The 23,441-nt window shown below is 64.0% G+C and carries 18 protein-coding genes and 2 pseudogenes; 9 read left to right on the top strand and 11 right to left on the bottom strand.

The annotated features are described in order from the left end of the window. The first annotated feature begins 7 nt into the window (after window positions 1–7). A complete protein-coding gene (locus MTX21_RS19570; protein ID WP_280966387.1) occupies window positions 8–919 on the top strand; it encodes a hotdog domain-containing protein in 912 nt (303 codons plus the stop codon). A 94-nt stretch (window positions 920–1,013) separates the two neighbouring features. Next, window positions 1,014–1,379 carry a hypothetical protein gene (locus MTX21_RS19575; protein ID WP_280966388.1) on the top strand — a complete coding sequence of 122 codons (366 nt, stop codon included), beginning with the start codon at window positions 1,014–1,016 and terminating at the stop codon, window positions 1,377–1,379. Window positions 1,380–1,488: 109 nt separating this feature from the next. Here the strand turns inward: MTX21_RS19575 and poxB are convergent, their stop codons facing one another. The 3 genes from poxB to MTX21_RS19590 form a co-directional block, all read right to left on the bottom strand. Further along, a complete protein-coding gene (gene poxB, locus MTX21_RS19580) occupies window positions 1,489–3,225 on the bottom strand; it encodes a ubiquinone-dependent pyruvate dehydrogenase (RefSeq protein ID WP_280966389.1) in 1,737 nt (578 codons plus the stop codon). 80 nt (window positions 3,226–3,305) lie between these two features. Continuing rightward, window positions 3,306–3,938, bottom strand: coding sequence for a 2-dehydro-3-deoxy-6-phosphogalactonate aldolase (locus tag MTX21_RS19585; RefSeq protein ID WP_280966390.1), 633 nt, complete (start codon window positions 3,936–3,938; stop codon window positions 3,306–3,308). Between the two features lie 13 nt (window positions 3,939–3,951). Beyond that, a complete protein-coding gene (locus MTX21_RS19590; RefSeq protein ID WP_280966391.1) occupies window positions 3,952–4,866 on the bottom strand; it encodes a 2-dehydro-3-deoxygalactonokinase in 915 nt (304 codons plus the stop codon). Window positions 4,867–5,082: 216 nt separating this feature from the next. Between MTX21_RS19590 and MTX21_RS19595 the strand changes: the two genes are divergently transcribed. Beyond that, complete coding sequence (locus MTX21_RS19595; RefSeq protein WP_280966392.1) at window positions 5,083–6,180, top strand: LLM class flavin-dependent oxidoreductase; 1,098 nt, start codon at window positions 5,083–5,085, stop codon at window positions 6,178–6,180. A 57-nt stretch (window positions 6,181–6,237) separates the two neighbouring features. Further along, window positions 6,238–6,792 carry a flavin reductase family protein gene (locus MTX21_RS19600; protein WP_280966393.1) on the top strand — a complete coding sequence of 185 codons (555 nt, stop codon included), beginning with the start codon at window positions 6,238–6,240 and terminating at the stop codon, window positions 6,790–6,792. A gap of 184 nt (window positions 6,793–6,976) precedes the next feature. Here the strand turns inward: MTX21_RS19600 and MTX21_RS19605 are convergent, their stop codons facing one another. From MTX21_RS19605 to MTX21_RS19625, 5 genes are all read right to left on the bottom strand, one after another. Then, on the bottom strand, window positions 6,977–8,845 hold the full coding sequence (locus MTX21_RS19605; protein WP_280966394.1) for a sigma-54-dependent Fis family transcriptional regulator: 1,869 nt from the start codon (window positions 8,843–8,845) through the stop codon (window positions 6,977–6,979). A 147-nt stretch (window positions 8,846–8,992) separates the two neighbouring features. Continuing rightward, window positions 8,993–12,298: a carboxyl transferase domain-containing protein gene (locus tag MTX21_RS19610; protein WP_280966395.1), complete on the bottom strand. Its 3,306-nt coding sequence runs from the start codon at window positions 12,296–12,298 to the stop codon at window positions 8,993–8,995. Window positions 12,299–12,310: 12 nt separating this feature from the next. Then, the gene (locus tag MTX21_RS19615) at window positions 12,311–14,032 is read right to left on the bottom strand and encodes an AMP-binding protein (RefSeq protein WP_280966396.1); all 1,722 of its coding nucleotides are present in this window, start codon (window positions 14,030–14,032) and stop codon (window positions 12,311–12,313) included. Window positions 14,033–14,200: 168 nt separating this feature from the next. Further along, on the bottom strand, window positions 14,201–15,883 hold the full coding sequence (locus tag MTX21_RS19620; protein WP_280966397.1) for a cache domain-containing protein: 1,683 nt from the start codon (window positions 15,881–15,883) through the stop codon (window positions 14,201–14,203). A gap of 157 nt (window positions 15,884–16,040) precedes the next feature. After that, window positions 16,041–16,640 (bottom strand): TetR/AcrR family transcriptional regulator, encoded by a 600-nt coding sequence (locus MTX21_RS19625; protein WP_280966398.1) that lies wholly within the window; start codon window positions 16,638–16,640, stop codon window positions 16,041–16,043. 195 nt (window positions 16,641–16,835) lie between these two features. Here MTX21_RS19625 and MTX21_RS19630 point away from each other — a divergent pair. Both MTX21_RS19630 and MTX21_RS19635 read left to right on the top strand, forming a co-directional pair. Further along, a pseudogene (locus MTX21_RS19630) lies at window positions 16,836–17,214 on the top strand (tautomerase family protein). A gap of 113 nt (window positions 17,215–17,327) precedes the next feature. Next, complete coding sequence (locus tag MTX21_RS19635; protein ID WP_280966399.1) at window positions 17,328–17,681, top strand: hypothetical protein; 354 nt, start codon at window positions 17,328–17,330, stop codon at window positions 17,679–17,681. A 32-nt stretch (window positions 17,682–17,713) separates the two neighbouring features. On the opposite strand, the gene MTX21_RS19640 is transcribed toward MTX21_RS19635, so the two are convergent. Further along, a complete protein-coding gene (locus MTX21_RS19640) occupies window positions 17,714–18,247 on the bottom strand; it encodes a 2'-5' RNA ligase family protein (RefSeq protein ID WP_280971107.1) in 534 nt (177 codons plus the stop codon). A gap of 281 nt (window positions 18,248–18,528) precedes the next feature. Between MTX21_RS19640 and MTX21_RS19645 the strand changes: the two genes are divergently transcribed. The 3 genes from MTX21_RS19645 (at window position 18,529) to MTX21_RS19655 (ending at window position 21,338) form a co-directional block, all read left to right on the top strand. Beyond that, entirely contained in the window at window positions 18,529–19,758 is a 1,230-nt protein-coding gene (locus MTX21_RS19645; RefSeq protein ID WP_280971400.1) for a tyrosine-type recombinase/integrase, read from the top strand. After that, window positions 19,733–20,404: a helix-turn-helix domain-containing protein gene (locus MTX21_RS19650; protein ID WP_280966401.1), complete on the top strand. Its 672-nt coding sequence runs from the start codon at window positions 19,733–19,735 to the stop codon at window positions 20,402–20,404. Before MTX21_RS19645 ends, MTX21_RS19650 begins: the two co-directional genes overlap by 26 nt. Before the next feature lie 445 nt (window positions 20,405–20,849). After that, window positions 20,850–21,338 (top strand): hypothetical protein, encoded by a 489-nt coding sequence (locus MTX21_RS19655; RefSeq protein ID WP_280966402.1) that lies wholly within the window; start codon window positions 20,850–20,852, stop codon window positions 21,336–21,338. Between the two features lie 246 nt (window positions 21,339–21,584). Here MTX21_RS19655 and MTX21_RS40100 read toward each other — a convergent pair. Both MTX21_RS40100 and MTX21_RS19660 read right to left on the bottom strand, forming a co-directional pair. Next, window positions 21,585–21,761, bottom strand: a pseudogene (locus MTX21_RS40100) (transposase); the annotation flags it as partial. Further along, the gene (locus MTX21_RS19660) at window positions 21,676–23,217 is read right to left on the bottom strand and encodes a PAS domain S-box protein (protein ID WP_280966403.1); all 1,542 of its coding nucleotides are present in this window, start codon (window positions 23,215–23,217) and stop codon (window positions 21,676–21,678) included. The pseudogene MTX21_RS40100 and the gene MTX21_RS19660, both read right to left, overlap by 86 nt. Between the last annotated feature and the right edge of the window lie 224 nt (window positions 23,218–23,441).

The following is a 23,441-nucleotide window of genomic DNA, read 5'->3' on the forward strand; positions in this document are numbered from 1 at the left end:
CCTCGCCATGTCCACTTCACAGAGCACCGGGCTGCCGTTCGAGGAACTTGCCGAGGCCATCAGGGGCCGCCGCTCCGACTATGGCCACATCAGCGGGCTGCAGCTCGATCGCTTTGCGCCGGGCGAGGCCTGGTCCAGCCTGCCCTACCGCCCGGTCTTCGTCGGCGATACCGAGACCGGCGTGCTGCACGGCGGGGTCGTCACGGCGATGCTGGACGAGAGCTGCGGCATGGCGGTGCAGCTCGCGCTCGACGGCACGCGCGCGATCGCAACGCTTGATCTGCGCATCGACTACCAGAAGCCCGCGACGCCCGGTCTCGACATCAAGGCACATTCGGTCTGCTACCGCACCACCCGCTCGATCGCCTTCGTGCGCTCTACGGCCTATCAGGACTCCGAGGACGATCCGGTCGCAACCGCCACCGCCTGTTTCATGATCGGCGCCAACCGCACCAACATGCTCGCGGACCGAAGAATGGATACGCGCGCCGCCCCGACGCTGGAGGCGCCGGAGGATCCGGCAGGCCCGTTCGCCAATAGCCCATTCGCGCGCTGCCTCGGCATCGGCGTCAGCGACGACGGCACGCTGGTGATGCCGTTCTCGCCAAAGATTATTGGCAACCCTATCCTGCCCGCGATCCATGGTGGCATGACCGGCGCCTTTCTCGAGACCACCGCGATCGTCGGCGTGACGCGCGAGCTCGGCGCTGCCGCACTGCCGAAGCCGATCGGGCTGACGATCAATTACCTGCGCTCCGGCCGCGCGCTCGACAGCTTTGCCAATGTCTCGATCGTGAAGCAGGGACGGCGCATCGTCGCCTTCGAGGCGCGGGCCTGGCAGGACGATCCCGCCAAGCCGATCGCCACAGCCTTTGGCCATTTCATGCTGCGGCCGACGCCTGGGAACGACGAGGAATAGGCATATTTACTTGACGCCCAAGCCTTGACGGCCAAGGCTTGACGGCGAAGGCTTATGCCACAACGATAGCGCGTTCCGCGCGAGAGGTATTGGATTGCGGCATCCGATCGACATCATCGCCATGTTTGCCGCCCTCTGGCTGTTGGCGTCGATGGTGCTCGATGCGCTGACGCCGAAGGAGCTGACGGCGGTCATGATCGGCATTGCGATCGGACCCGCCATCGTCGTCACCGCCGTGTTCTATTATCTGCGTTGTCCGCGCACGGATTTCGCGGTGCTGTTCTCTGCGTTGTGGCTGATCTCGGACATCGCCATCGGCTTCATTTCGCCGATGCCGCTGCCGCACTTCCTGATCGTGCTCGGCTTCGTGCCGGCGCTGCTGGTCGGCCTCGTCCTGCACTGGCAGCGCTTCCAGCGCCGCCACGAGCGGTTCGCTTGGCCTTCGATCAAGCGGGGCTAGAGCATGACCCGGAAAAGTGTGAATCGGTTTTCCCTCGCGACAAACGCGTGGCGTTTGCGCGGAGATCATGCTCAAACAAGAAACTGAAGCGCGATAACTTGATCGCGCTTCAGCGCGGCAACAGGTTCGTCTTCGCGAGATCGAGCACCTCGTCGCCGCGGCCGTTCATCACGGCGCGCAGGACCCACAGGCTGAAACCCTTGATCTGCTCGGGAGTGATGGTCGGCGGCATCGACAGCTCCTGCTTGGCCGTGACGACGTCGAGCAGCGCCGGTCCGTTGTGCGCCAGCATCTCCTGCATCGCGCCAGGGAGATCGCCGGGATCTTCGACCCGGCGGGCAAAGATGCCCATCGCACGCGCCATCGCCGCGAAATCCGGATTCTCCAAATCGACATTGGTGTCGACGAAGCCCGCCGCTTTCATCTCCAGCGCGACGAAGCCAAGCACGCCATTGTTGAAGACGACGACCTTCACCGGCAGCTTCATCTGCGTGAGCGTGATCAGATCGCCCATCAGCATGGTGAAGCCGCCGTCGCCCGACAGTGAGATCACCTGACGGCCGGGCTGCGCCGCCTGCGCGCCGATCGCCTGCGGCATCGCGTTGGCCATCGAGCCGTGCACGAAGGAGCCGATCAGACGACGGCGGCCGTTCATGTTGAGATAGCGCGCGGCCCACACCGTCGGGGTACCGACGTCGGCGGTGAACACCGCATCTTCCGTAGCATGATCGCTGATGACCTTGGCGAGATATTGCGGATGGATGGGCTTGCTGCCCGGGGTCCCCCTGGCGAGCGAGTCGAGTCCTTCGCGCGCCTTCCTGTAATGCGCGATCGCATCGTCGAGATGTTTGCGCTGCGTCTTGGTCTTCAACAGCGGCAGCAGCGCTTCGATGGTGAGCTTGACGTCGCCGACGAGGCCGAGATCGAGCTTGCACCGGCGGCCGAGATTTTCCGGCCTGATATCGACCTGCGCGACCTGGCAGTCGGTCGGAAAGAATTGCTTGTAGGGAAAATCGGTGCCGAGCATCAGCAGGGCGTCGCAAGCGTGCATGGCGGCGTAGCCGGAGGAGAAGCCGATGAAGCCGGTCATGCCGACGTCGTAGGAGTTTTCGTATTCGACGTGCTCCTTGCCGCCGAGGGCATGCACGATCGGGCTCTTCAGGGTCTCGGCGAGCTGCATCAGCGGCGCGTGCGCGCCGGCGCAACCGCGGCCGCAGAACAACGTAATGCGCTCGGCGCCGTTGAGGAGCTCCGCAAGCGCCTTCAGCTCGTCCGCCTTCGGCACGACCTTCGGCGCTGACAGCGCGAGCCCGCGCGTCGCCGATAGCGGCCGCTTCGGCGGCGCACGGAAAGCGACGTCACCCGGTATGGCGACGACCGCGACGCCGCGCAGACCCACCGCCGCACGGATGGCGTTCTCCAGCACGTAAGGAAGCTGGCTCGCGTCCGAGATCAGCTCGCAATAATGGCTGCACTCACGGAACAGATTTTGCGGATGGGTTTCCTGGAAATAGCCGCCGCCGATCTCGGCCGACGGGATCTGCGCCGCGATCGCGAGCACGGGAACGCGGCTGCGATGCGCGTCGAACAGTCCATTGATGAGGTGCAGATTGCCCGGGCCGCAGGAGCCCGCGCACACCGCAAGACTCCCCGTCATCTCGGCTTCGCCGGCGGCGGCGAACGCCGCAACCTCCTCATGCCGGACATGCACCCATTCGATGGTGCCGCGGCGGCGCAGCGCTTCGGTAAGACCGTTCAGACTGTCGCCGACGATTCCGTAGATCCGCTTGACGCCGGCCTGCTCGAGCGTGGCCACGAACAGGTCGGCTACATTGTTGATCGCCATGTCGGTCTCCTGATCTCGCTGATCCCGCAAGATAGGATACGGACCGGCCGTGACGGGATCACGGCTGGTTTATTGCCGGCTCAATCTTTCGGAATCGCCCGATCGTAGGCAATGACCGTCGCCTTGGCCCGAGCCGCGACATCGGCAGCGGTCATGCCGGGCTTGTAGAGGCTGCTGCCGAGCCCGAACGCGGTCACGCCGCCTTTGACATACTCCGCAAAATTCTGGTCGGAGACGCCGCCGACGGCGGCGATCATGACGCCAGCCGGAAGCACGGCGCGGATCGCGGCAATGCCGGACGCGCCGAGCACGCTCGCAGGAAAGAATTTCAGGCTCGATGCGCCCGACCGCGCCGCGAGCAGCGCTTCAGTCGGCGAGAATACGCCGGGCATCGTCACCATGCCGTGCTGATGCGCGCGCCCCAGCACCTGCGTGTCGATATTCGGCGAGACCATCAGCTTGCCGCCGACGTCATCGAGCCGGTCGACGTCTTCGGCCGTCAGCACGGTGCCGGCGCCGATCAGCACGCCGGCGGGCGCGAGCTTCACGGCGCTGGCGATGGAGCGGAACGGATCCGGCGAGTTCAAGGGAATCTCGATCGCGGTGATGCCGGCCTCGATCAGCACGCCGACGATGGCCTCGGTCTCCTCGGGCTTGACGCCGCGCAGGATCGCGACCAGCGGTCGCTTCATCGGCGGAAAGGGAACGCTCATCTCAAGAATCCTTCTACTTCGTCCAGATCGCGGAGGCCGCCATCGACAGGCCGCGACGGACAGCCTCATCCGCATCGATCGGCACCACGTTCACCGACAGCGCATCGAAGGCGAGCCGATACAGCATCGCGAGCCGCCCCGACGCAACCAACATGATGCCACTTTTCGGCACGGCGCCGGAGAGCCCCGCTGCCAACTCGATTCCAATCAAAGTGCCCGACAAGGTCTCGCGCGCCGCCGCCGGCGTGCCCCCGAACAGGAGTTGTCGTGACCGCGCGCCGAATAGCAGGTTGGCGGCGAAGGCCGGCGCCTCGAACGCGGCCGTCACTGCCGACTTGAAGCTCGCGACGTCATCGGCGTCATCGGCGCCGGCGACCGCGAGCGACAGGATCGTCTCGCGCGAGACCGCGCTGAAGAGCTCGCCGGTCATGAAGGTGGAAAAGTGCTCGACCGTGCCGTCCTTCACCCGCACCCATTTCGAATGCGTGCCAGGCATGCAGACCGCCGCCTCACCTGCGGCATCGAAGCCGAGCGCGCCGAGCAATTGGGTCTCCTCGCCGCGCATCACGTCCGGCGCGCCAGCGTCGCGCTGCGCGATGCCCGGCAGGATGCGGATGTCGCGCGCTTCGCCGGGCACCCGCGCGGCCTGCTTCAAGATTGCTGCGAGCGGCGCCGGCGTGTCGACATAGCCGGCTTCGACCCAGCCTTGCCGCGCGCCTGCCATGCCGCAGACCAGAACCGGGAGATGATCGGGCGCCTCGACCGCGGCGAGATGCGATTGCAGCACGGCGGCAAACCCGGCCTTGGCCGCCGCCAGCATGCCCTCGCCACTGCGGCGTTCGGCCAGGACCTGCCCGGCCTGGTTGACCAGCCAAAGCCGGAAGCTGCTGGTGCCCCAATCCACCGCGACATAGGCGGGTTCGTTCATATCGAATCTGTCCTCGTCTCACCGGCAAGACGCCGTCTCGCGACAATGAGACGATCGCTTTGCGTGTTTGCGTCGAGATACCGGCTATTGCGCGGGCAAACCAGTCCTTTCTCGCCGATTTGAACCACTGCCGTGCTGGCACACGGCTTGCTCAAGCTCTGCTACTCGAGTCCATCAACGCGCGCCAAGACGCGTCAACATCAGATGAGGAAACACATGGAGATCGGCTATTTCACGATGCCCTCGCATCCGCCGGAGTGCGGCCTGAAGGAGGGGAACGACTGGGACCTCCAGGTCATGCGCTGGCTCGACGAGCTTGGCTACCAGGAAGCCTGGGTCGGCGAGCACCACACCGCCCCCTGGGAACCCAATCCCACGCCGGACCTCTTGATCGCGCAGGCGCTGATGCAGACCAAGAAGCTGCGCATCGGCCCGGGCGGCTTTCTCCTGCCCTATCACCACCCGGCCGAGCTCGCCAACCGCGTCGCGATGCTCGATCATATGTCCGAGGGCCGGCTCAATTTCGGCGTTGCGGCTTCGGGCCTGCCGAGTGACTGGGCGATGTTCAACGTCGACGGCATGAGCGGACAGAACCGCGACATGACCCGCGAGGCGCTGGAGATCATCTTGAAGCTTTGGACCGAGCCTGCGCCGTTCACCCACAAGGGCAAGTACTGGACGGTGACCAAGCCGGACACGATGTTCGACTTCCTCAAACCCCACATCAAGCCGTTGCAGGCGCCGCATCCGCCGATCGGCGTCGCGGGCCTGTCGAAGAACTCGGACACGCTGAAGCTCGCCGGCGAACGCGGCTTCATCCCGATGAGCCTCAACCTCAACCCGGCCTATGTCGGCAGCCATTGGGATTCGGTCGAGATCGGCGCGGCGAAGACCGGACGCAAGCCGAACCGGCAGGACTGGCGGCTGGTGCGCGAGGTATTCGTCGCCGACACCGACGAGGAGGCCTGGAAGCTCTCGACCGGCGACATGATGGGCCGGATGATGCACGAGTACTTCCTGCCGCTGCTCGGCCATTTCGGCTTCAAGGACTATCTGAAGCACGCACCCGACGTGCCCGACAGCGACGTCACCGTCGAATATTGCGCCAAGCGGAACTGGATCGTCGGCTCGCCCGCGACCGTGGCCGAGAAGATCGAGAAGATCTACGACGAGGTCGGCGGCTTCGGCGTGCTCCTGGTGTTCGGCTTCGACTACAAGCACAAGGCGGAAGCCTGGCACCACTCGCTCTCGCTGCTCAAGAACGAAGTGATGCCGCGCCTGAAGCATCTCGGCTCCGCAAAGAAGGCGGCTTGACCCGCAGCGGGTGCGGCGCGATCGTGCCGCACCCGCCTCAATTTCGGAGATTTCCGCGTGACGGTCGACGCAAAGGATTTCAAGCAGGCGATGCGCCAATGCGCCGGTGCCGTTGCGCTGGTCACAGTGGGGGCCGAGCACGGCAAGCGTACGGGGCTGACGGTGACCTCGGCCTGCTCGCTGTCGGACAATCCGCCCTCGCTGGTCGTCTGCGTCAACCGCAATGCCAGCGCTCATGCGCGGATCCGCGAGGAAGGCGCGTTTGCGATCAACTTCCTGCACGAGGATCACGCGCTGCTGGCGCTGACCTTCAGCGGCCAGAGGGGCGTCAACGGTGACGATCGCTTTGCTTTCGGCGAATGGACGCGCGGCGTGACCGGCGCACCGGTGCTGACGGATGCTGTCGCCGCGTTCGATTGCATGCTGGCGCAGGAATTTGAGACCAGGACGCATTCGATCTTCGTCGGCGAGGTGCGCGGCGTCTCGCATGCGGCGACGGCCACGCCGCTGGTCTATCTGCGCAGCAACTTCCACACGCCGCAGGAAATTCGCGACACGGTCTCGCTCGGCGACCTCGACGCGCGGCATCTGAGCTGGACGGATTTTTCGTAAGGGCCCCACTCTCGCTGCCTTCCCTTCTCCCCTTGTTGTAGGAGAAGGTGGCGCGAAGCGCCGGATGAGGGGTTTCTTTCAGCGTGCGCAGATGGCGAGGTGAATGCGGAAGCAGACCCCTCACATGTCTCGCCGCTATCGCGGCGAGCCACCCTCTCCCACAAGGGGAGAGGGAAGGAAAGCCCTACTGCGCCGTCTCGATCTTCATCGCCTTGATCTTGCGATACAGCGTGGCGCGGCTGAGTTTCAGCGCGCGGGCGGCTTCGGTGACGCGGCCGCCATGCTTGCGCAACGCATCGACAATAGTCGCGCGTTCAGCCGCCGCGAGATCGGGCTCCGCCGCGCGGCCGCCGAATGGCGGCAGGTCGAGATCGGCGTCGGTGATGACGCCGTCCTCCGCCGTGCAGCCGGCAAGCCGTAGCACATGGCGAAGCTGGCGCATGTTGCCTGGGAACGGATATGCCGACAGCAGCGACCAGGCCTCCTCCGACAAGCGGCAATTCGGCGCCTCCTCGCACGCGATCTGGCGGATGACGTCGTCCCTGTCGGCGCGCTCGCGCAGGGCCGGCAGTCGCACCTCCATGCCGCGCAGGCGGAAATAGAGATCGGCGCGGAAGGCACCCTCCTCCGCCATGCAGCCGAGATCGCGATGGGTGGCGCTGATCAGGCGGATGTCGACGGGCACGGGCTTGAGCGCACCGAGCGGCCAGACCTCGCGGTTCTCCAGGACGCGCAGCAGCCGGGTCTGGAGCGCGATCGGCATGTCGCCGATCTCGTCGAGGAACAGCGTGCCGCCGTCGGCCTGCACGATCAGCCCCTTCGATCCCTCGCGCCGCGCGCCGGTGAAGGCGCCGGCCTCGTAGCCGAACAGTTCGGCATCGATCAGGCTCTCCGGCATCGCCGCGCAGTTCAGCGCGACATAGTTGTTGCGCGCGCGGTTGCTCGCCGCGTGAATGGCGCGCGCGAACACGTCCTTGCCGACGCCGGTCTCGCCATGCAGCAGCACCGGCAGATTGTGGTCGCCGATGCTCTTTAGCCGCCTCACGCTCTTGACCAGGCCGGGATCGCCGCCGGCAAGACGACGCAGAGCATCGAACCGGTCGACCGGCCCGTCGCGGCGCGCGGACGACGCACGCGGCGATGACCGCGCGCGCAATGGCGGCGCGACTCGGCCCTGTCCCAACGGACTGCCATCGGCACGACGCAGCGCGACGGTGTCATCCGTTCCGCGCGCGGCGTGATGGTCGAAATTGATGTAGCGCGACAGATCGATGCCGGATGCGATCATGCCGTCGGTGAGGCCCAGCATCGCCCGCGCCGACCGGCAGGCACCGACAATGCGACGGTCGTGGTCATAAGCAAGCAGGCCGCTGCCGCCGTCGCCCGGCACGGTCGTGATCCGGGCGTTGCGGAAATGATCGCGGAAGATCGCACCCTCCATCCGCCGCGTCGCCTCCATCGTTACGGCGAGCGCAAGCTGGTGCGCGGTGCGTTCGAGATCCCTGCGGCAGGAGGTGATGTTGACGGCGCCGGCAAGGCGCCCGGCCTGGTCGAACAGCGGCGCCACGGCGCAGGAGAACATGTGCCATTGCTCGCGAAAGTGCTCGTCGCGATGCACCAGGATCGGCTTCTCCTCGGCAAGCGCGGTGCCGAGGCCGTTAGTGCCTTCAAAGGCTTCGGCAAAATTCGAGCCGGTGTAGATCTTCCAGTCCAGGAACATTTTTGCGTCGGCCTGGCCCGGCAGGCGGCTGAACAGCATGGTCGCGTTCGCGTCAGCCAGATTGACGCAGTAGCCGGCGTCGCGCAGCACGCGGGCGAGATCGTCGAGCTCGGGCGTAAGCAGCCTGATCGTCTCCTCCATCGGCTCTGCGACGTGGCGGACCTCGGCCTCGGTGAGGGTCTGCGGCGGGCCCTGGCGGGCGGGATCGAGCTTGTGGCTGATCAGGCAGCGCCGCCAGGAGTTGGCGATCCGCGAGGAGGCATCGACGTCGGCCACATGGTTGGCGACGGACAAGACACGGGCGACATGGTTCGAGGCCGAAAGGCTGGCCATCGCGGACGTCTCCACCCTGTATTATTGTGCAAAGTCTGGCACCGCGGGCGGGGATGTCAATCGGGAACCGGGAACACGCCCTCGGCGCCGTCATTCCGGGGGGCAGCTCGAAGTGACGACGGCGCGATCAAAATTGCTGCGCTGCCCTCACCACGTATCGATGCAGGGCCGCTTCTTCTCCGTCCGCGGCGGCGGCTTCGGCACGGAGCGCAGGCCCGCCATGATCCAGCGGCGCGTCTCGGCGGGGTCGATGACGTTGTCGATCTCGAACACGGAGGCGATCGAGACCGCCTTGCCGTTGGCGTAGAGCTCGGCGACCTTGTTGCGATAGTAGGTCTCGCGCTCGCTGGCGTCGGCGATCGCCTCCATCTCCTTGCGGAAGCCAAGGCGGACATAGCCCTCTAAGCCCATGCCGCCGAACTCCCCGGTCGGCCAAGCCGCGGTGAAGAAGGAGGCGTGGAAGCCGCCGCCGATCATCGACTGCGCGCCCAGCCCATAGCCCTTGCGCAGCACGATGGCGAACAGCGGCACGGTGAGGCTCGCGCCGGTGACGAACATGCGCGAGACATGGCGCACGATCGCGGTCTTCTCCGCTTCGGGCCCGACCATGAAGCCGGGCGTATCGCAGAGCGAGACGATCGGCAGATCGAAGGCGTCGCAGAGCTGGAGGAAGCGCGCGGCCTTGTCGCCGGCATCGGCATCGATCGCGCCGCCGAGGTGGCGCGGATTGTTGGCAATCATGCCGAACGGCTTGCCCTCGATGCGGATCAGCGCGGTGATCATGCCGACGCCGTAGTCACGGCGCAGTTCCAGCACGGAGTCCGTGTCCGCGATGAGGTCGATCACGCTGCGAATGTCGTAGACGCGCAGGCGGTTCTCCGGGATCGCGCGGCGCAGCAGCCGCTGGTCGGCGGCCTGCCACTCCGTGACTGCGCCCTGGAAGTAGGACAGGTATTTCTGCGCGACCCGCGTCGCCTCCTCTTCGTCCTCGACGAGAATGTCGATGACACCGTTCGGCGCCTGGAATGACACAGGACCGACTTCGGCCGGATGATAGACGCCGAGGCCGCCACCCTCGATCATGGCGGGGCCGCCCATGCCGATCGAGGCGTTCTTCGTCGCGATGATAACGTCGCAGCAGCCAAGCATGGCGGCATTGCCGGCGAAGCAATAGCCGGAGACGATTCCGATCACCGGCACGAGACCGGAGAGCCTTGCGAACTGCACGAAGGACGGGCCGTCGAGGCCGGTCATGCCGAGCCGGTCGGTGTCGCCGGGCCGGCCGCCGCCACCTTCGGCGTAGAACACCAGCGGGACGCGCCAGTCTTCCGCCAGCGTCAGCATGCGGTCGATCTTCTTGTGGTTCATATGGCCCTGCGTGCCCGCGAGCACGGTGTAGTCATAGGCCACGACGATGCAACGCCCGCCCTCGGCGCCGAACTTGTCGGCGTTGACGGTGGCGACGCCCATGATGAGGCCGTCGGCCGGCGTGTTCTTGATGAGATCGTCGAGCTTGCGGCGACGGCGCTGGGCTGCGATGGCGAGGCTGCCATATTCCATGAAGGAGCCGTCATCGACGAGCTGGGCAACGTTCTCGCGCGCGGTACGCTGGTTGGTGTTGCGGCGGCGCTCGACCGAGGCCGGGCGGTTCTCGTCGCGTGTGTTGGCCTGGCGCTCGAGCAGCTCGGCGAGATCGGAGCGGATGTGGTCGAGATCGACATCCGCTTCCGCCGCCGACATATCGGCCGCGACGTCGAGCGGCTCGAGATACATGATCGGCTCGCCGTGCATCAGCGTGACGCCGTCGCCGGCAACGAGCTTCGTGACCCGTCCGCCTTGCTCGGCCATGACCAGATGCTCCATCTTCATGGACTCGATCACGGCGAGCTGTTGGCCCGGGCGGACGATCTCGCCCTCCTTCACCTGGATGGTGACGACCGTGCCCTGCAAGGGCGCCGCGACCATCACGGTGCCTTCGGGCACCTCCTGCGCGATGTGCGCCTCAGTGCCAGGGCCGCCAGCTCGTTCAGTTGCGGCGAAGTAGAGCGGCCTTGCCGCGCCATCGGCCGCTTCCACCAGCTTGCCGATGTTGCGATCGATGAAATCGGTCGCGATGCGGTTGGTCCTGAAATCGGGATGCGCGAGAACCGCCTGGAGGAAAGCGATGTTGGTGATGACGCCGTCGATCCGGAACTCGCGCAGAGCGCGCGTGGCCTTGGCAACAACGTCGTGCCAGGCTTCACCTGACGTATGCACGATGACCTTTGCGAGCAGCGAGTCGAAAGCCGCGCTGGTCTTATACCCGGCATAGCCAAAGCTATCGACACGCACGCCCGGCCCCGACGGCGGCTCGAACACGGCGAGCACGCCGCCGGTCGGATGCGTCGCGCCAGTCTCGTCCAGCGTCTCCATGTTGACGCGAAGCTGCATGGCATGGCCGCGCGGCTTCGGAATCGCTTCTTGCGACAGCCCGAGCGAGGCCAGCGAGGCGCCCGCGGCCGCCGCGAGCTGGGCACGGACGAGGTCGACACCGAGCACTTCCTCGGTGACGGTGTGCTCGACCTGGAGCCGCGGATTGGCCTCGATGAACGCGAAGCTGTCGTCAGCGTTGCCGTCGACCAGGAACTCGAACGTGCCGAGATTGTCGTAAGCGGCAGCGCTCGCGAGCTGCTTCGCCGCCTCGATGATGCGGCCGCGCAGGGGCTCGCTCAGCGAGGGGCTCGGCGCCACCTCGATCAGCTTCTGGTGCCGGCGCTGGACGGTGCATTCGCGCTCCCAGAGATGCGAGATGGCGCCATGGTGGTCGCCGATGATCTGCACCTCGATGTGGCGGGCCTGCCGGATCAGCCGCTCGGCATAGACACCGTCGAAACCGAACGCCGCCTTGGCCTCGGACTGGCAGCGCGCATAGGCCTCCGCGAGATCGGCGGCATTCTCGACGACGCGCATGCCGCGGCCGCCGCCGCCGGCCATGGCCTTGATCACGATCGCCGCATTGCTGCCGAGCGAGGCAAAGAACGCCGAAATCTCCCCCAGCGAGGACGGCCCGCTGGTGCCGGCAATGATCGGCACGCCGCAGCGCTTGGCGAGCTGGCGCGCCGCAACCTTGTCGCCGAACAGCTCGAGCGCCGCGACCTTCGGACCGACAAAGACAACGCCCGCGTCGGCGCACGCCTTGGCGAACGCCGCGTTCTCGCTGAGGAAGCCGTAGCCGGGATGCACGGCGTCGCAGCCGGCCGCTTTGGCCGCATTCACCACGGCTTCGATATCGAGATAGGCCCGCGCGCCGCGACCCGGAATTTCAATCGCCTCGTCCGCGACGCGAACATGCAGCGACAGCGCATCGTCGGCGGGATGGATCGCGACCGTCGCGATACCGGCGTCGGCCGCCGCGCGCGCGATACGGATAGCGATCTCACCGCGATTGGCGATCAGGAGTTTTTTGAACGACATGAGGTCTCTCATTCAGACTGCAGCAGGCAGGTTCGGACTGAGGTCCTGCTTCTTCACCTTGCCCGTCGCGGTCAGGGGCAAGGCTTCGATAATGCGCACCTCCGGAATCTTGTAGACGGCCATCCGCTCGGCGCACCAGGCGCGCAAGTCCTCCGCGGAGATGGTACCGACCGCCTCCGGCTTGAGCTGGATATAGGCCACCGGCACCTGCCCCTTGTCGGGATCATCGCGCCCGACCACACCCGAGCCCAGCACCTTCGGGTGCTGCCCGAGCAGCGCTTCGATCTCCGGCGGGAAGACGCTCATGCCCTTGACCTTCAGCATCTCCTTGCGGCGGCCGAGGAAGTGCAGGAAGCCGTCCTTGTCGATGGTACCGATGTCGCCGGTGCGCAGCCAGCCATCGACCAGCGACTCCGCGGTCGCTTCCGGCTTGTTCCAGTAGCTCTTGAGCAGCGACGGTGTACGCACGCGGATCTCGCCCTCCGCGCCGAGCGGCAGTAGCGCGCTGGTCTCGAAATCGGTGATCTTGAACTCGGCGCCGGGGACCGGCAGCCCGACGAAGATCGGCTGGTTGTTGAGATCGAAATCGTCGTCCTGGAAGCCGGCCGTGAAGGTGTTGGAGGTGTGGGTCTCCGTCATGCCCCAGGCCGCCTCCATCAGGATGGTGCCGGTGAGATCCTTCCAGCGCTTGCGATAGTCGGCGTTGAGCTTCTTGACGAAGGAGACGACGCGCACCTGTCTCAAGGACGACAGGTCGAACTCGCTCCACCGCGGATGGTCCATCAGCTCGACCGCGCCGTCGACCGGCATCGCCGTGATCGTGACCTTGTACTTGTCGATCGCGGCCATGGCGCCGACCGCGTCCCAGCGCGCCAGCAGCACCAGCGTCCCGCCGGAGAACAGTGGGAAAATCAGGCCGAAATTTTCGCCCGCGATCCAGAACTCCGGGAAGAACGACAGGAACACGCTGCTCTCGTCCGACTGGACAGAGATGCCGTAATTAGCGGCGGCCGTGTAGACCATGTCGCGATGGGTATGAACGCACCCCTTCGGCATGCCCGTCGTGCCGCCGGTGTAGTTGAGCGCGGCGACATCATCGAGGCCCGGCGACGGCAGCGGCGTAGGTGCAGACATTGCAGCAAGCGCAGGCAACAGGTCGGTGGCGCCGGGCACCGCCACGCGCGGCGTGCGGATCGAGTCCGGCACAGGGAATGCCGGCGCCGCCGGAACGACATCGGCAAAGCTCGTCACGATGATCTCGCGCAAACGGACTTCGCCCTTCACCTGCTCGACGACGGGCACGAGCTGGTCCAGCGCCACGATCACCTCGGCCTGAGTGTCATTCAACTCGTAGGACAGCTCGAAGGCACGGGACAGCGGACTCACCGGCACGTGGATCGCACCGAGCTTCAGGATGCCGAAGAACACGATGTGGAATTGCGGACAGTTCGGCAGGAACACCGCGACGCGATCGCCCTTGCGCACGCCCTTGGCCTGCAACAGCGCGGCAAAGCGGTCGCTCTGCCGGTCGAGCTCCGCGTAGGTCGTGACGTGACCGTAGAAGATCACCGCGGGCCGCTCCGGGCTGCGCTTCGCCCAGGCGCGCAGATATTCCGTCAGCGGAACTTCGCCGTGCAGATAGTTCGGCGAGCGCGGCATGCCCTTCGGCCAGGCCTTGTCCCACAGGCCGCGCAAGGTGGCGAGGTAGTCGTTCTCGTTGAGGCCTGCGCTCATGACGTCCTTCCCGTGTTGCTTTTCTTTTCGCGAGGGCACGCGCGATGCCGTCGATCGACATCGTTACAGGTCGAGCACGGCAGACTTCATGTCAAGGAAAACAGCGTTTCCGCATCACGGCCGATGCCGTGACGCGGAAAAAGCAACAGGGCGCGCCGAGAGCTTCGGTTATGCCGCGCGCACGCCGGCGACGAAGGCGCTGACCTCGTCCTGGAGCGACTGCAGCTTGTGCGTCAGCCGACCGCTCGATTGCAGCACGAGGCCGGCGGCATGGCCGGTCTCCGACGTCGCGTTGGTCACGCCGGAGATGTTCTGCGAGACCTGGTTGGTGCCGGACGCGGCCTCCTGCACGCTGTGTGCGATCGCCTGCGTGGCAGCACCCTGTTCCTCGACCGCGGCCGCGATCGACGAGGAGATCTCGTTGACCTCCATGATGGTCGCGCGAATGCTCTCGATGTTGCCGACGACCTGATGGGTCTCGGCCTGGATCGCCGAGATCTGCGCGCCGATCTCGTCGGTCGCCTTCGCGGTCTGGCTCGCCAGCGACTTCACCTCGCTCGCGACGACCGCAAAGCCCTTGCCGGCCTCGCCGGCGCGGGCCGCCTCGATCGTGGCGTTGAGTGCGAGCAGGTTGGTCTGCGAGGCGATCTGGTTGATGAGGTCGATGACTTCGCCGATCTTGTGCGCGGCGGCGGCAAGCCCCTGCACGGTGTCGTTGGTGCGCTGGCCGTCGGCGGCCGCCTTGTCGGCGACCTCAGCCGCCTGCGCGACGCGCTGGCTGATCTCGGTGATCGAGGACGACAACTCGCCGGCGGCGGAAGCCACCGTCTGTACGTTGCTCGAGGCCTGCTGGCAGGCGCTCGCGACGAAAGAGGCGCGCTCGCTCGCGCGGTTCGCGGTCTCCGACATGCCCTTGGCGGCCTGCTGCATCTCGCGCGCCTCGTTGAAGACGTCGCGGACGACTGCCTGGACACTCGCCTCGAACCTGCCGGCGAGATCGGCCATCGCCTTGCGCTTCTCGCCGTCGGCCTTGTGCTTCAGCTCCTCCTGCTCGGCGTGCATCCGGCGCACCGCCGAGGCGTTGTCCTTGAACACGGCGAGCGCCTTGGCGAGCCCGCCGACCTCGTCGCGGCGATTGGTGTAAGGCACCTCGAACGCGCTGTCGCCGGATGCAAGACGCTCGGTCAGCGCCGTGATCCCGGCGAGCGGCCGGGTGACGCTGCGGCCGATCACGAAGGACGCGCCGAGCACCAGCACGAGCACCGCAAGGCACACGAGACCGAACGTCATCGCGTTTTGGCGGAAGGTGACGCCTACGTCGTCGAGATAGATGCCGGTGCCGATGATCCAGCCCCAGGGAGCAAAGCCCTTCACGAAGGAAATCTTCGGCACGGGTTGGTCAAAGCCGGGCTTCGGCCAGAGATAGCCGTAGAAGCCCGCGCCCTGCTTGGTCACGACATCGACGAAGCCCATGAACAGCGCATTGCCCGCGGGATCCTTCATCGCGGAGAGGTCCTTGCCGTCGAGCTCGGGCTTGATCGGATGCATGACCATTTTTGGGGTCATGTCGTTGATCCAGAAATACTCGACCTTGTCGTAGCGCAGGCTCTTGATCTCGGCCTGAGCCGCCGCCTGCGCCTGCTCCCGCGTCAGCTTCCCTTCGCTCTCGAGCTTCTGATAGTGCGCCAGGATGCCGTAGCCAACGTCGACCATCTGCTGCGTCTGGGCCTGGCGGTCGGCGACCATCTGCGCGCGCAGGGTCGAGAGCGCGATCGGCGCCAGCGCGATCATGCCGAGAAGACTGATGGCGACGATCAGAACCAGCTTGAAACTGATGCGGGAGAAAATCATCGGGGCTCGCAGGAATTGGCAATGCAGATATGCCAGTTTATCGCGAACGCCTTAGCAAAGAATTAAGCATTCGGATTCGATTGGCGCCCCTAGCGCGCGATGCGAGTCGGCACGGCCCGACATCGCCAGGAGCGGAGATGCGGCATGCCCGGGGCGCCTAGCGCTTGGTCGCACCGAGAACGAGATCGATGGTGTGGGCGGCTATCTTGCGAAGCTGGGCTTCGTCGCCGAAGGCACGTTCGAGCACAGCAAGGCCTCGCGTCACGGTGACGATATGCAATGCTGCAGCCTCGGGCGCACCGCTGAACTCACCGCGCTTGGCGCCGGCCGACAGCGCGTCCTCAACCAGTCCAGTGATGCGCGTCACCAGATCCGCAAAGGTCCGGCGCGCCTCCTCGTCCAGTCCCTCGCCTTCGACCGAGCCAAGCTCCATCAGTCCGCGCGTGGTCGGGCATCCCCGCGGCGGTGTCCCGGACTGGAAGTTGGTGATGGTCAAATCGAAGAAAGCCGTGAGGCGTTTTCGCAAGCTGCCGGTCCCGAGCGCCGCCTGGACGGCGCCAAGGTAATCGCCTGCGTAGCGCTCGTAAGCCCGCAGGAACAGCGCTTCCTTGCTGCCGAAGGCATTGTAGAGACTGCCGCGCTGAACGCCGGCATCGCGCGCGATGTCCGATAGCGACGTGCCGCGCACGCCCTTACGCCAGAACTGATCGAAGGCGATGCGCAGGACATCGTCGTGGTCGAACTCGCGTGGCCTCAAGCATCTCTCCTCTGCTCGACGATATGGTCCCCGTTCGCCGGGGCGACACAAAATATTTGACAGGACGTCAAAAACATGGTTTCTCGACACCGTGTCAAAAACTAATTGGGGCCGATAACTGGTTTCGTCAATGCGCGGAGCCGCCGTGCGGCAAGCGCCGCAACGGTTCAAGCCGGCATGGAAAGGAATGCGCCGATGCCTCTCCTTCACATCTCGCTGCGGGCCGGAAAGCCGCAAAGCTACCGGCAGGCGATTCTCGACAGCCTCTACCGCGCCATGCGCGAGGCGCTCGACGTGCCCGAGGGGCGACGAGTTCATGACCATCACCGAGCTTGAGGCAGCGAACTTCCGCTGCGGCAACGCTTACGGCGTCACGCGGAGCGACAGCGCCGTGCTGATCCAGATCACCGTGTTCGCCACGCGCACCGCCGAGCAGAAGAAGGCGCTGTACCGGCGGATCACGGACCTGCTCGGCGAAAGCCCGGGCATCCGGCCCGAGGACGTGTTCGTGAACGTTCTCGATGCACCGAAGGAGAACTGGTCCGTCGGCCACGGCCTCGCGCAGTTTGCGTGACGGCCATCATCGCAAGACGCCACCGCGACGCGCCCCTTGAGAATTGACCGCTGGAAGGCTCTGATGGCGGAGGTAGACTAAACCCTCCGAAGCCTCGGGACCCCCGAAGCGGCATGACCATGTCGGTCGAGCAATTATGGAGCCTGCCGGAAACCGCCCTCATCGGCGCCTACGCCGAGGCACGCCGCCGCTACGCGGAGAAGAAATTCGAGCGCGACACCCAGCGGGCGCGGCTCGAATGGATGCGCGCAAAGCTGTTCGTCAACACGCCGGGCAACGTCGGTCGATGTCTCGGAAGAGCTGGCGCGCAAGGGCCAGGAGGTGCGCGAGATGACCGCGATCTCGACATGCTGAAGATCGACGTCGACGTGATCGAGACGATGATCCGTCTGCGCGGCGCGCAAGGCGCTCCGCAGGTCCAGGCCGACGAGGCGGTTGAGAAGCCGCCCGAACCGGAGGGGGAGTGACGCCGTGGCGGCGGCGAGACACATCCTTCGAGCTACGGCGGCAATCCCCGTTCTGAAATGATACGCACCGGCGGAAAAGTGAGGCAATCGACGACGTCGAACAGCACTTCGATCTTTCTATCGAACGACCGTGCAAACGCGAGGGCGTCATCGCGCCGTTCATCGGCAATGTCCATGCCGAGCGTGCAGTGCGGTGTCCACGCTTCGGGCCTGTAGTGAGGTCGACAGTACGCGGGATCGATTGCGGCACTGATCGAGCTGTGGATTCGGCTGAGGATGTCGTTGGCGGTCGGCTCCGCCCAGAGCACAAGAGGGCTGCCTTCGAACCAGCGGATACGCCCGAATTCGACGGCAATTTGCGCCTGGCCAGCGACGGCCGTGAGCATCGCATCCCACGCAGTCTTTTCGTCGATTTGGGGCGAGTCGTAGATCGCGAACGTGAAATGCGGTCGGTAGCCGAGCTTGCGCATCGACGGCTCGACCTCGAACGCGCCGACCTGGTCCCACAGGCGCTCAATTTCGAGTGCCGAGTTGTTGTCAGTCCGGATGTTGATCGCCAATGCCACAGGCTCACCCGGCAGGTCGAACAATCAATCGAAGAAGAGGTGAGGCCTAAAAGGCAATGGCGCTCCCTAGGGGACCCCTGTTTCAGCCTTGAGAGGGCTCGGCACGTGCAAACAACGTGTTTGCTGACATTCGCCTGCGCTCGCCTATGCCTTTGTAAATGTGAACTAAAGCAAGGATTCGAGTAGGCTGGCGTTCGCTCGCGTCCACCTGTATAAATACACGTCTACTGGACACCGGCGAGACACTTTCTGTCGATGACGCAAGCTCGGGCTGAATGGCCATGGCAAGACTCATCACGGACGACAAGTGGGACTTGCGGACGCGGTCGCCGCGGCTGAAGCTAGACATGCGGAAGAAGCCCTACTTTGTCTCGATCGGAGAAGGGCTGTCTGTCGGCTATCGGCGCAACAAGACCGCCGGCAAATGGGTATTTCGAAAGGCTGACGGCAAGGGAGGGATGGCAACGAGGGTCATCGGGGTTGCGGATGACTATGAGGAAGCAGACGGTGAACGCGTTCTGACTTACGGGAGGGCCCTGGAAGAGGTCAGGCGGATGGGTACCCATCGCGCCGGTGCCATCCGAGGCTCAATAACGCTCCGGCAGGCATTCAAAGACTATCTTCCCAAGTTGAAGGGCAAAAATGCCCGCAGCGCGCGAACCACGGAGGGACGCGTCGAAAAGCATATCCTTTCGAAGTTGGGCGACACCAAAGTCGCGGATTTGACGAAGACGCAGATGGAGCATTGGCAAGCTTCAATGGTCAGAGAGTCCGAAGACAAGGAAGATGTAAGGAAATCCAAAGATTCTGCCAACCGCGTGCTTTCGATGTTCAAAGCGTTTCTGAATCATGCCTATGACGACAAGAAGAACGGTATCCATAGCGACGAGGCCTGGCGCAGAGTTAAACCGTTTCACAACGTCGGTCGTCCACGCGACATACGCTTTTCACCGGCGGACATGCGCGATCTGATCGAGAACTGCCAAGACGGCAAGCTGCAGGAATTGGTCCAAGCCGGATACGCGACAGGAACTCGCTATGAGGAACTGACGGATGCCAAGATCCGCGACTTCGATGTGAAAGGAAAGACCCTCAAGGTTTCCGGGAAGACCGGCGCGCGGCATGTCATCCTTCAGCCCAGCGCCGTGAAGCTCTTGAAGCGGATTACGGCGAAGCGGTCGCGAGATGACTACATCTTCGTGAAGTCCGACGGATCGAAATGGAAGCCGTCGGACCAGATCCGCAAGATGAAGAAAGCCGTTCTGAAGGCGAAATTGGATCCCAAGGGCTGCTTTTACTTGTTGCGTCACGCGTACATCTCCGAGTCCATCGAAGAGAACGTCCCGTTGAACGTGATCGCTCGAAATTGCGGGACGAGCATCAGAATGATCGAAATTACCTACGCCAAGCTGCTCGCTGACAAGCAGCGAAAGTTTATAGAGCGCGGCGCTCCCAGGCTCCGCCAGCTCAAAAGGACCGCCATTGATGGTCGCCGCAACGCGAGCACCTAACTTGGTACCGAACGGCGCGATACGGCTGAGTGAAGCCTTCGACCGCCTGTGCGCGCGGCTTGACCCCGAATGGGCCTACCTACCCGAACTATGTGTACAATGGGATGAGCGCATCGCCCGAGGCGACGAGGACCTCGGCGGAAATCCGTACCATCATATGCTCGAGATCGAATTCCGTGCGGAGCGAATGCTGCGTTGGGCGCTCTTCGATGGTGAGCTTTGCGCTTGCGTCCATCACTTACATACGGGGGTCGATCTCGAGCTCTACAAGCCAGACTGGTGGCGCATGGGACGGAGTGTCGGCCTCCACAGCGACTATACCGACGACCATATGCTCGGACCAGACTGCCAGCTAGACGGAGTTCCACATCCCATTTTCCTCTCGAAAGAAGCATTCGAGAATTGGCTAGGAACAGAAAAGCAGCTGGCGGTTACGACTCAACGAGCGGCCAGCCACGAAGCCGAGATCGTGCGTGACACTGTCGCATTTTCCCTCGAAGAAATAGCCGAGCGCACTGGATTGTCGAGAAGCACGCTTTACAAGGAAAGGGACGCGAACCGCTTGATTGTCAAGAAATGCGGTGACCGGACCCTCGTGCTCGAGAGTGATCTGGATCGATTCCTGCGAAATTTGCCAAGCTCCTGAGGCAGACGCTTGAACCGCGCGAGCAGGTACCGAGCTTGGCATAAGCTTGGAGGATTTGGTCGAAACCAGCACGCGTCGAGTTTGACCTCGATGCCGTTGAATCTGAAACCTGCGATGAGCTTCGGTAACTGATTTGTGGTTTTGAGCCGCCGCCAGGTCCTTGACGCGGTGATCACCAGGTTGAGCGCCCGCGCTACTGAGAGAAACACCTGATGGCTGACGCCATCCGCCCGACATCATCACCCCGCCGTGAGCACGAACGGGCCAATGTCGCTAACTCCGAGGGTGATCCGAGGGATTGTCGTTTTCGGGGGCCGTTCCGTCCGTTGTGATGAACGGTCCGCATGGTCCCGGTTCGCCACGCAGTTCAGATGCTCCCGGGACGCCTGAGGAAACCCCCAAAGGCACGGGTTTCCTCAGGGACGCGCAACCGTCACGTCGTGGCTTGGGCGGCTTCGTCGATGAAAGCCGCAACTTCGTTCTTGTGTTCGCCCTCATCATTCTGCCGTCCCTCTACTTTATCGGAATAGTCAGTTTCGTGCGTTCAGTTCAGGTGGCTATCGAAGATATGGTCCACGCACGGGGGATGGCTCGGATCCGACACTACTTTGTCGAACGATCGCCGGGAGTGCGATCATACTTGATGCATTCGCCTCACGACGACTACAGAGGCACGCTCGACAGCTTCGGTCTCAGACTAACAGCCTTCCAATCCTTTATGACTACGGCCGGAATGGTGAACGTCATCAGCGTCATTGCTGGCGTGTTCGTAGGCTTGGCAATCAAAGCCACGATCAGCTTGCCACCATGGGCGTTCACGTTAGGCGGTGTCACCGGTTTTGTCGGGAGCGTTTTTATTTGTTGGCGGTATGAGGTGCGGGCTTGGACCAGAGCCGAGCAAAACCTTGCCATCCTTTCCCCGAGTGAAGAATAAGCCCGCGGTGGTGATGTGGACCGATTATGCTTTACTTTGCACCGTAGTGGATCGTCATCGCTTCAATACGTCCGTTGCGAATGAGATATGAGTCCGCGCCATCGTCGATTCGTGCGCGGGAGCTCGACAGGGTACCTCGCCATCGGCATTTGCGTCCGATAGTGGTCGTTGGTTTTCCCGATCTGCTGGTCAAGCAGCGCGGCGGCCGCCTTGACGCCCTCGGAAGAGGCCGTAACTTCAAGTCAGCAAGAGCGAACGGGAGATGCCGTATCGCCGCGCTGTCGACGAGACGGCGCTCGGGGTCTCCAAACTCTCCAAAATGATCTTGAGCTTCTCATCATCGGTCCACCGACGGCGCGGGCCAGTCGCGACAACCTCGAACCGGAGGCAAAGTGAACTGAAACACAGCGCCCCGTGTCTCATTCGCGGCCGCCCAAAGCTGTCCTCCGTGCGCCTCGATGATTGAATTGCAGATGGCTAGGCCCATGCCGGTGCCCGCCGGCTTAGTGGTGTAGAAGGGGTCGAATAGACGGTTGATCATTGTCGGGTCAATCCCCGGGCCGTTATCGCGCACGACGACAAGAATCCCGCCTGAGGCATTCGCGGTCGTGCTGATATGCAGCTCCCGCGGCTCCTCGTCGAGGCTGCACATAGCTTCGATTGCGTTGAGGATCAGGTTGAGAACGACCTGCTGCAGCTGGACGCGATGGCCTTCCATGAGCGGCAAGCCCGTGGCCAGATCTGTCTGCAGCGAAACGCGATGTCTGAGCAGTTCGCTCCGGGCTATGGTGACGACGTTCAGGATCGCATCATTAACGTCAATTGTTTCTTTCCGTGCTGGCGTTTTCTTGATCAAGGCGCGGATCCAATTAATAACCTCGCCGGCTCGATTGCCGTCGGTCACAATGGACGCGAGCGCCCGCTGCGCCGCCGCGACATTCGAAGGTTGAGAGCCTAGCCAGCTCAGTGCGGCCTCCGCGTTGCAAAGCATCGCCACGATCGGCTGGCTTACTTCGTGGGCAATCGAAGCGGTGACCTGTCCCATGGCCGCTGCGCGGTTGGCGTGCGTCAGCTCCGCCTGCATCTCGCGCAGAGTCTCAGCGGCGCGCTTCCGTTCGGTAATATCGCGGCTCAGCGATACGATCAGCCGCTGCCGGCCTTGCTGGAACGCTCGCATGCGGACCTCGACGGGAAACACGGTGCCGTCCTTTCGACGATAGCGTCTCTCCAGCGTTGCAACACCCCCGCCCTTGAGGTGCTGGCGGTGACGCTCCCAAGCCGCTGCATCCAAGTCCAGATCGAAGAAGAACGGCCTCTTCCCAATCAGTTCGTCGCGGCCGTAACCCAAGCTCTCGCAAGCATTTCGGTTCACGTCGAGAACGGTTCCGTCTTCGTCGTGAAGCATGAACGTGTCTGTCGCGTGGTCTACGAAGGTGCGGAAACGGGCCTCGCTCTCGCGCAGCGCCTGTTCGGCGCGCTTGCGCTCCGTGATGTGGCGTCCGACCCCGCGGTAGCCTATGAAGCGCCCCGTCTGGTCAAAAACGGGCAGCCCCGAGACGGACACGTAGCGCTTGCCGCCGTCGGGCGTAGGCCGCGCGAGTTCGAAATCGCGGAACGGCAGATGGGCATCGAGCGTCTCCCGGTGCTGACGCCAGCCCTCTTCATCAGGCTCGAGGTAGGGCACCTCCCAGCGCGTCTTACCAATCTCGGAGACCGGAGCCTCGCTAAGCATCTCAGCGAACTCCTGCCGGATGAAGCGATGCTGCGCGTCGGTTTCCCAGTACACATCAAAGGAGAATTGCACAAGGGTGCGAAAGCGCTCCTCGCTCTCGCGCAACGCCTCTACGATCTCAGAGGGTACTTGAGCCGGATGTTGCATGGCCGACCTTGTTGCCAATGAGCAATGGATACAATCAACTCATTCTTGCGGCAGGTGCCGGGCTGTTGCGCCTTACGAACCCGCGGATAACCCCAGCGGTCGTGGAACGGTTGACCGTCGGTCGATAGCCTCACCTTGCAATATGATCAATCGAAGCTTGTCGCGTCACGAGTATACTTACGTATGCAAAGCTTCTGGAGCATCCGGGCACAGTGAACGGGAGA

It is taken from the genome of Bradyrhizobium sp. ISRA430 (assembly GCF_029909975.1).
Lineage (GTDB): Bacteria > Pseudomonadota > Alphaproteobacteria > Rhizobiales > Xanthobacteraceae > Bradyrhizobium.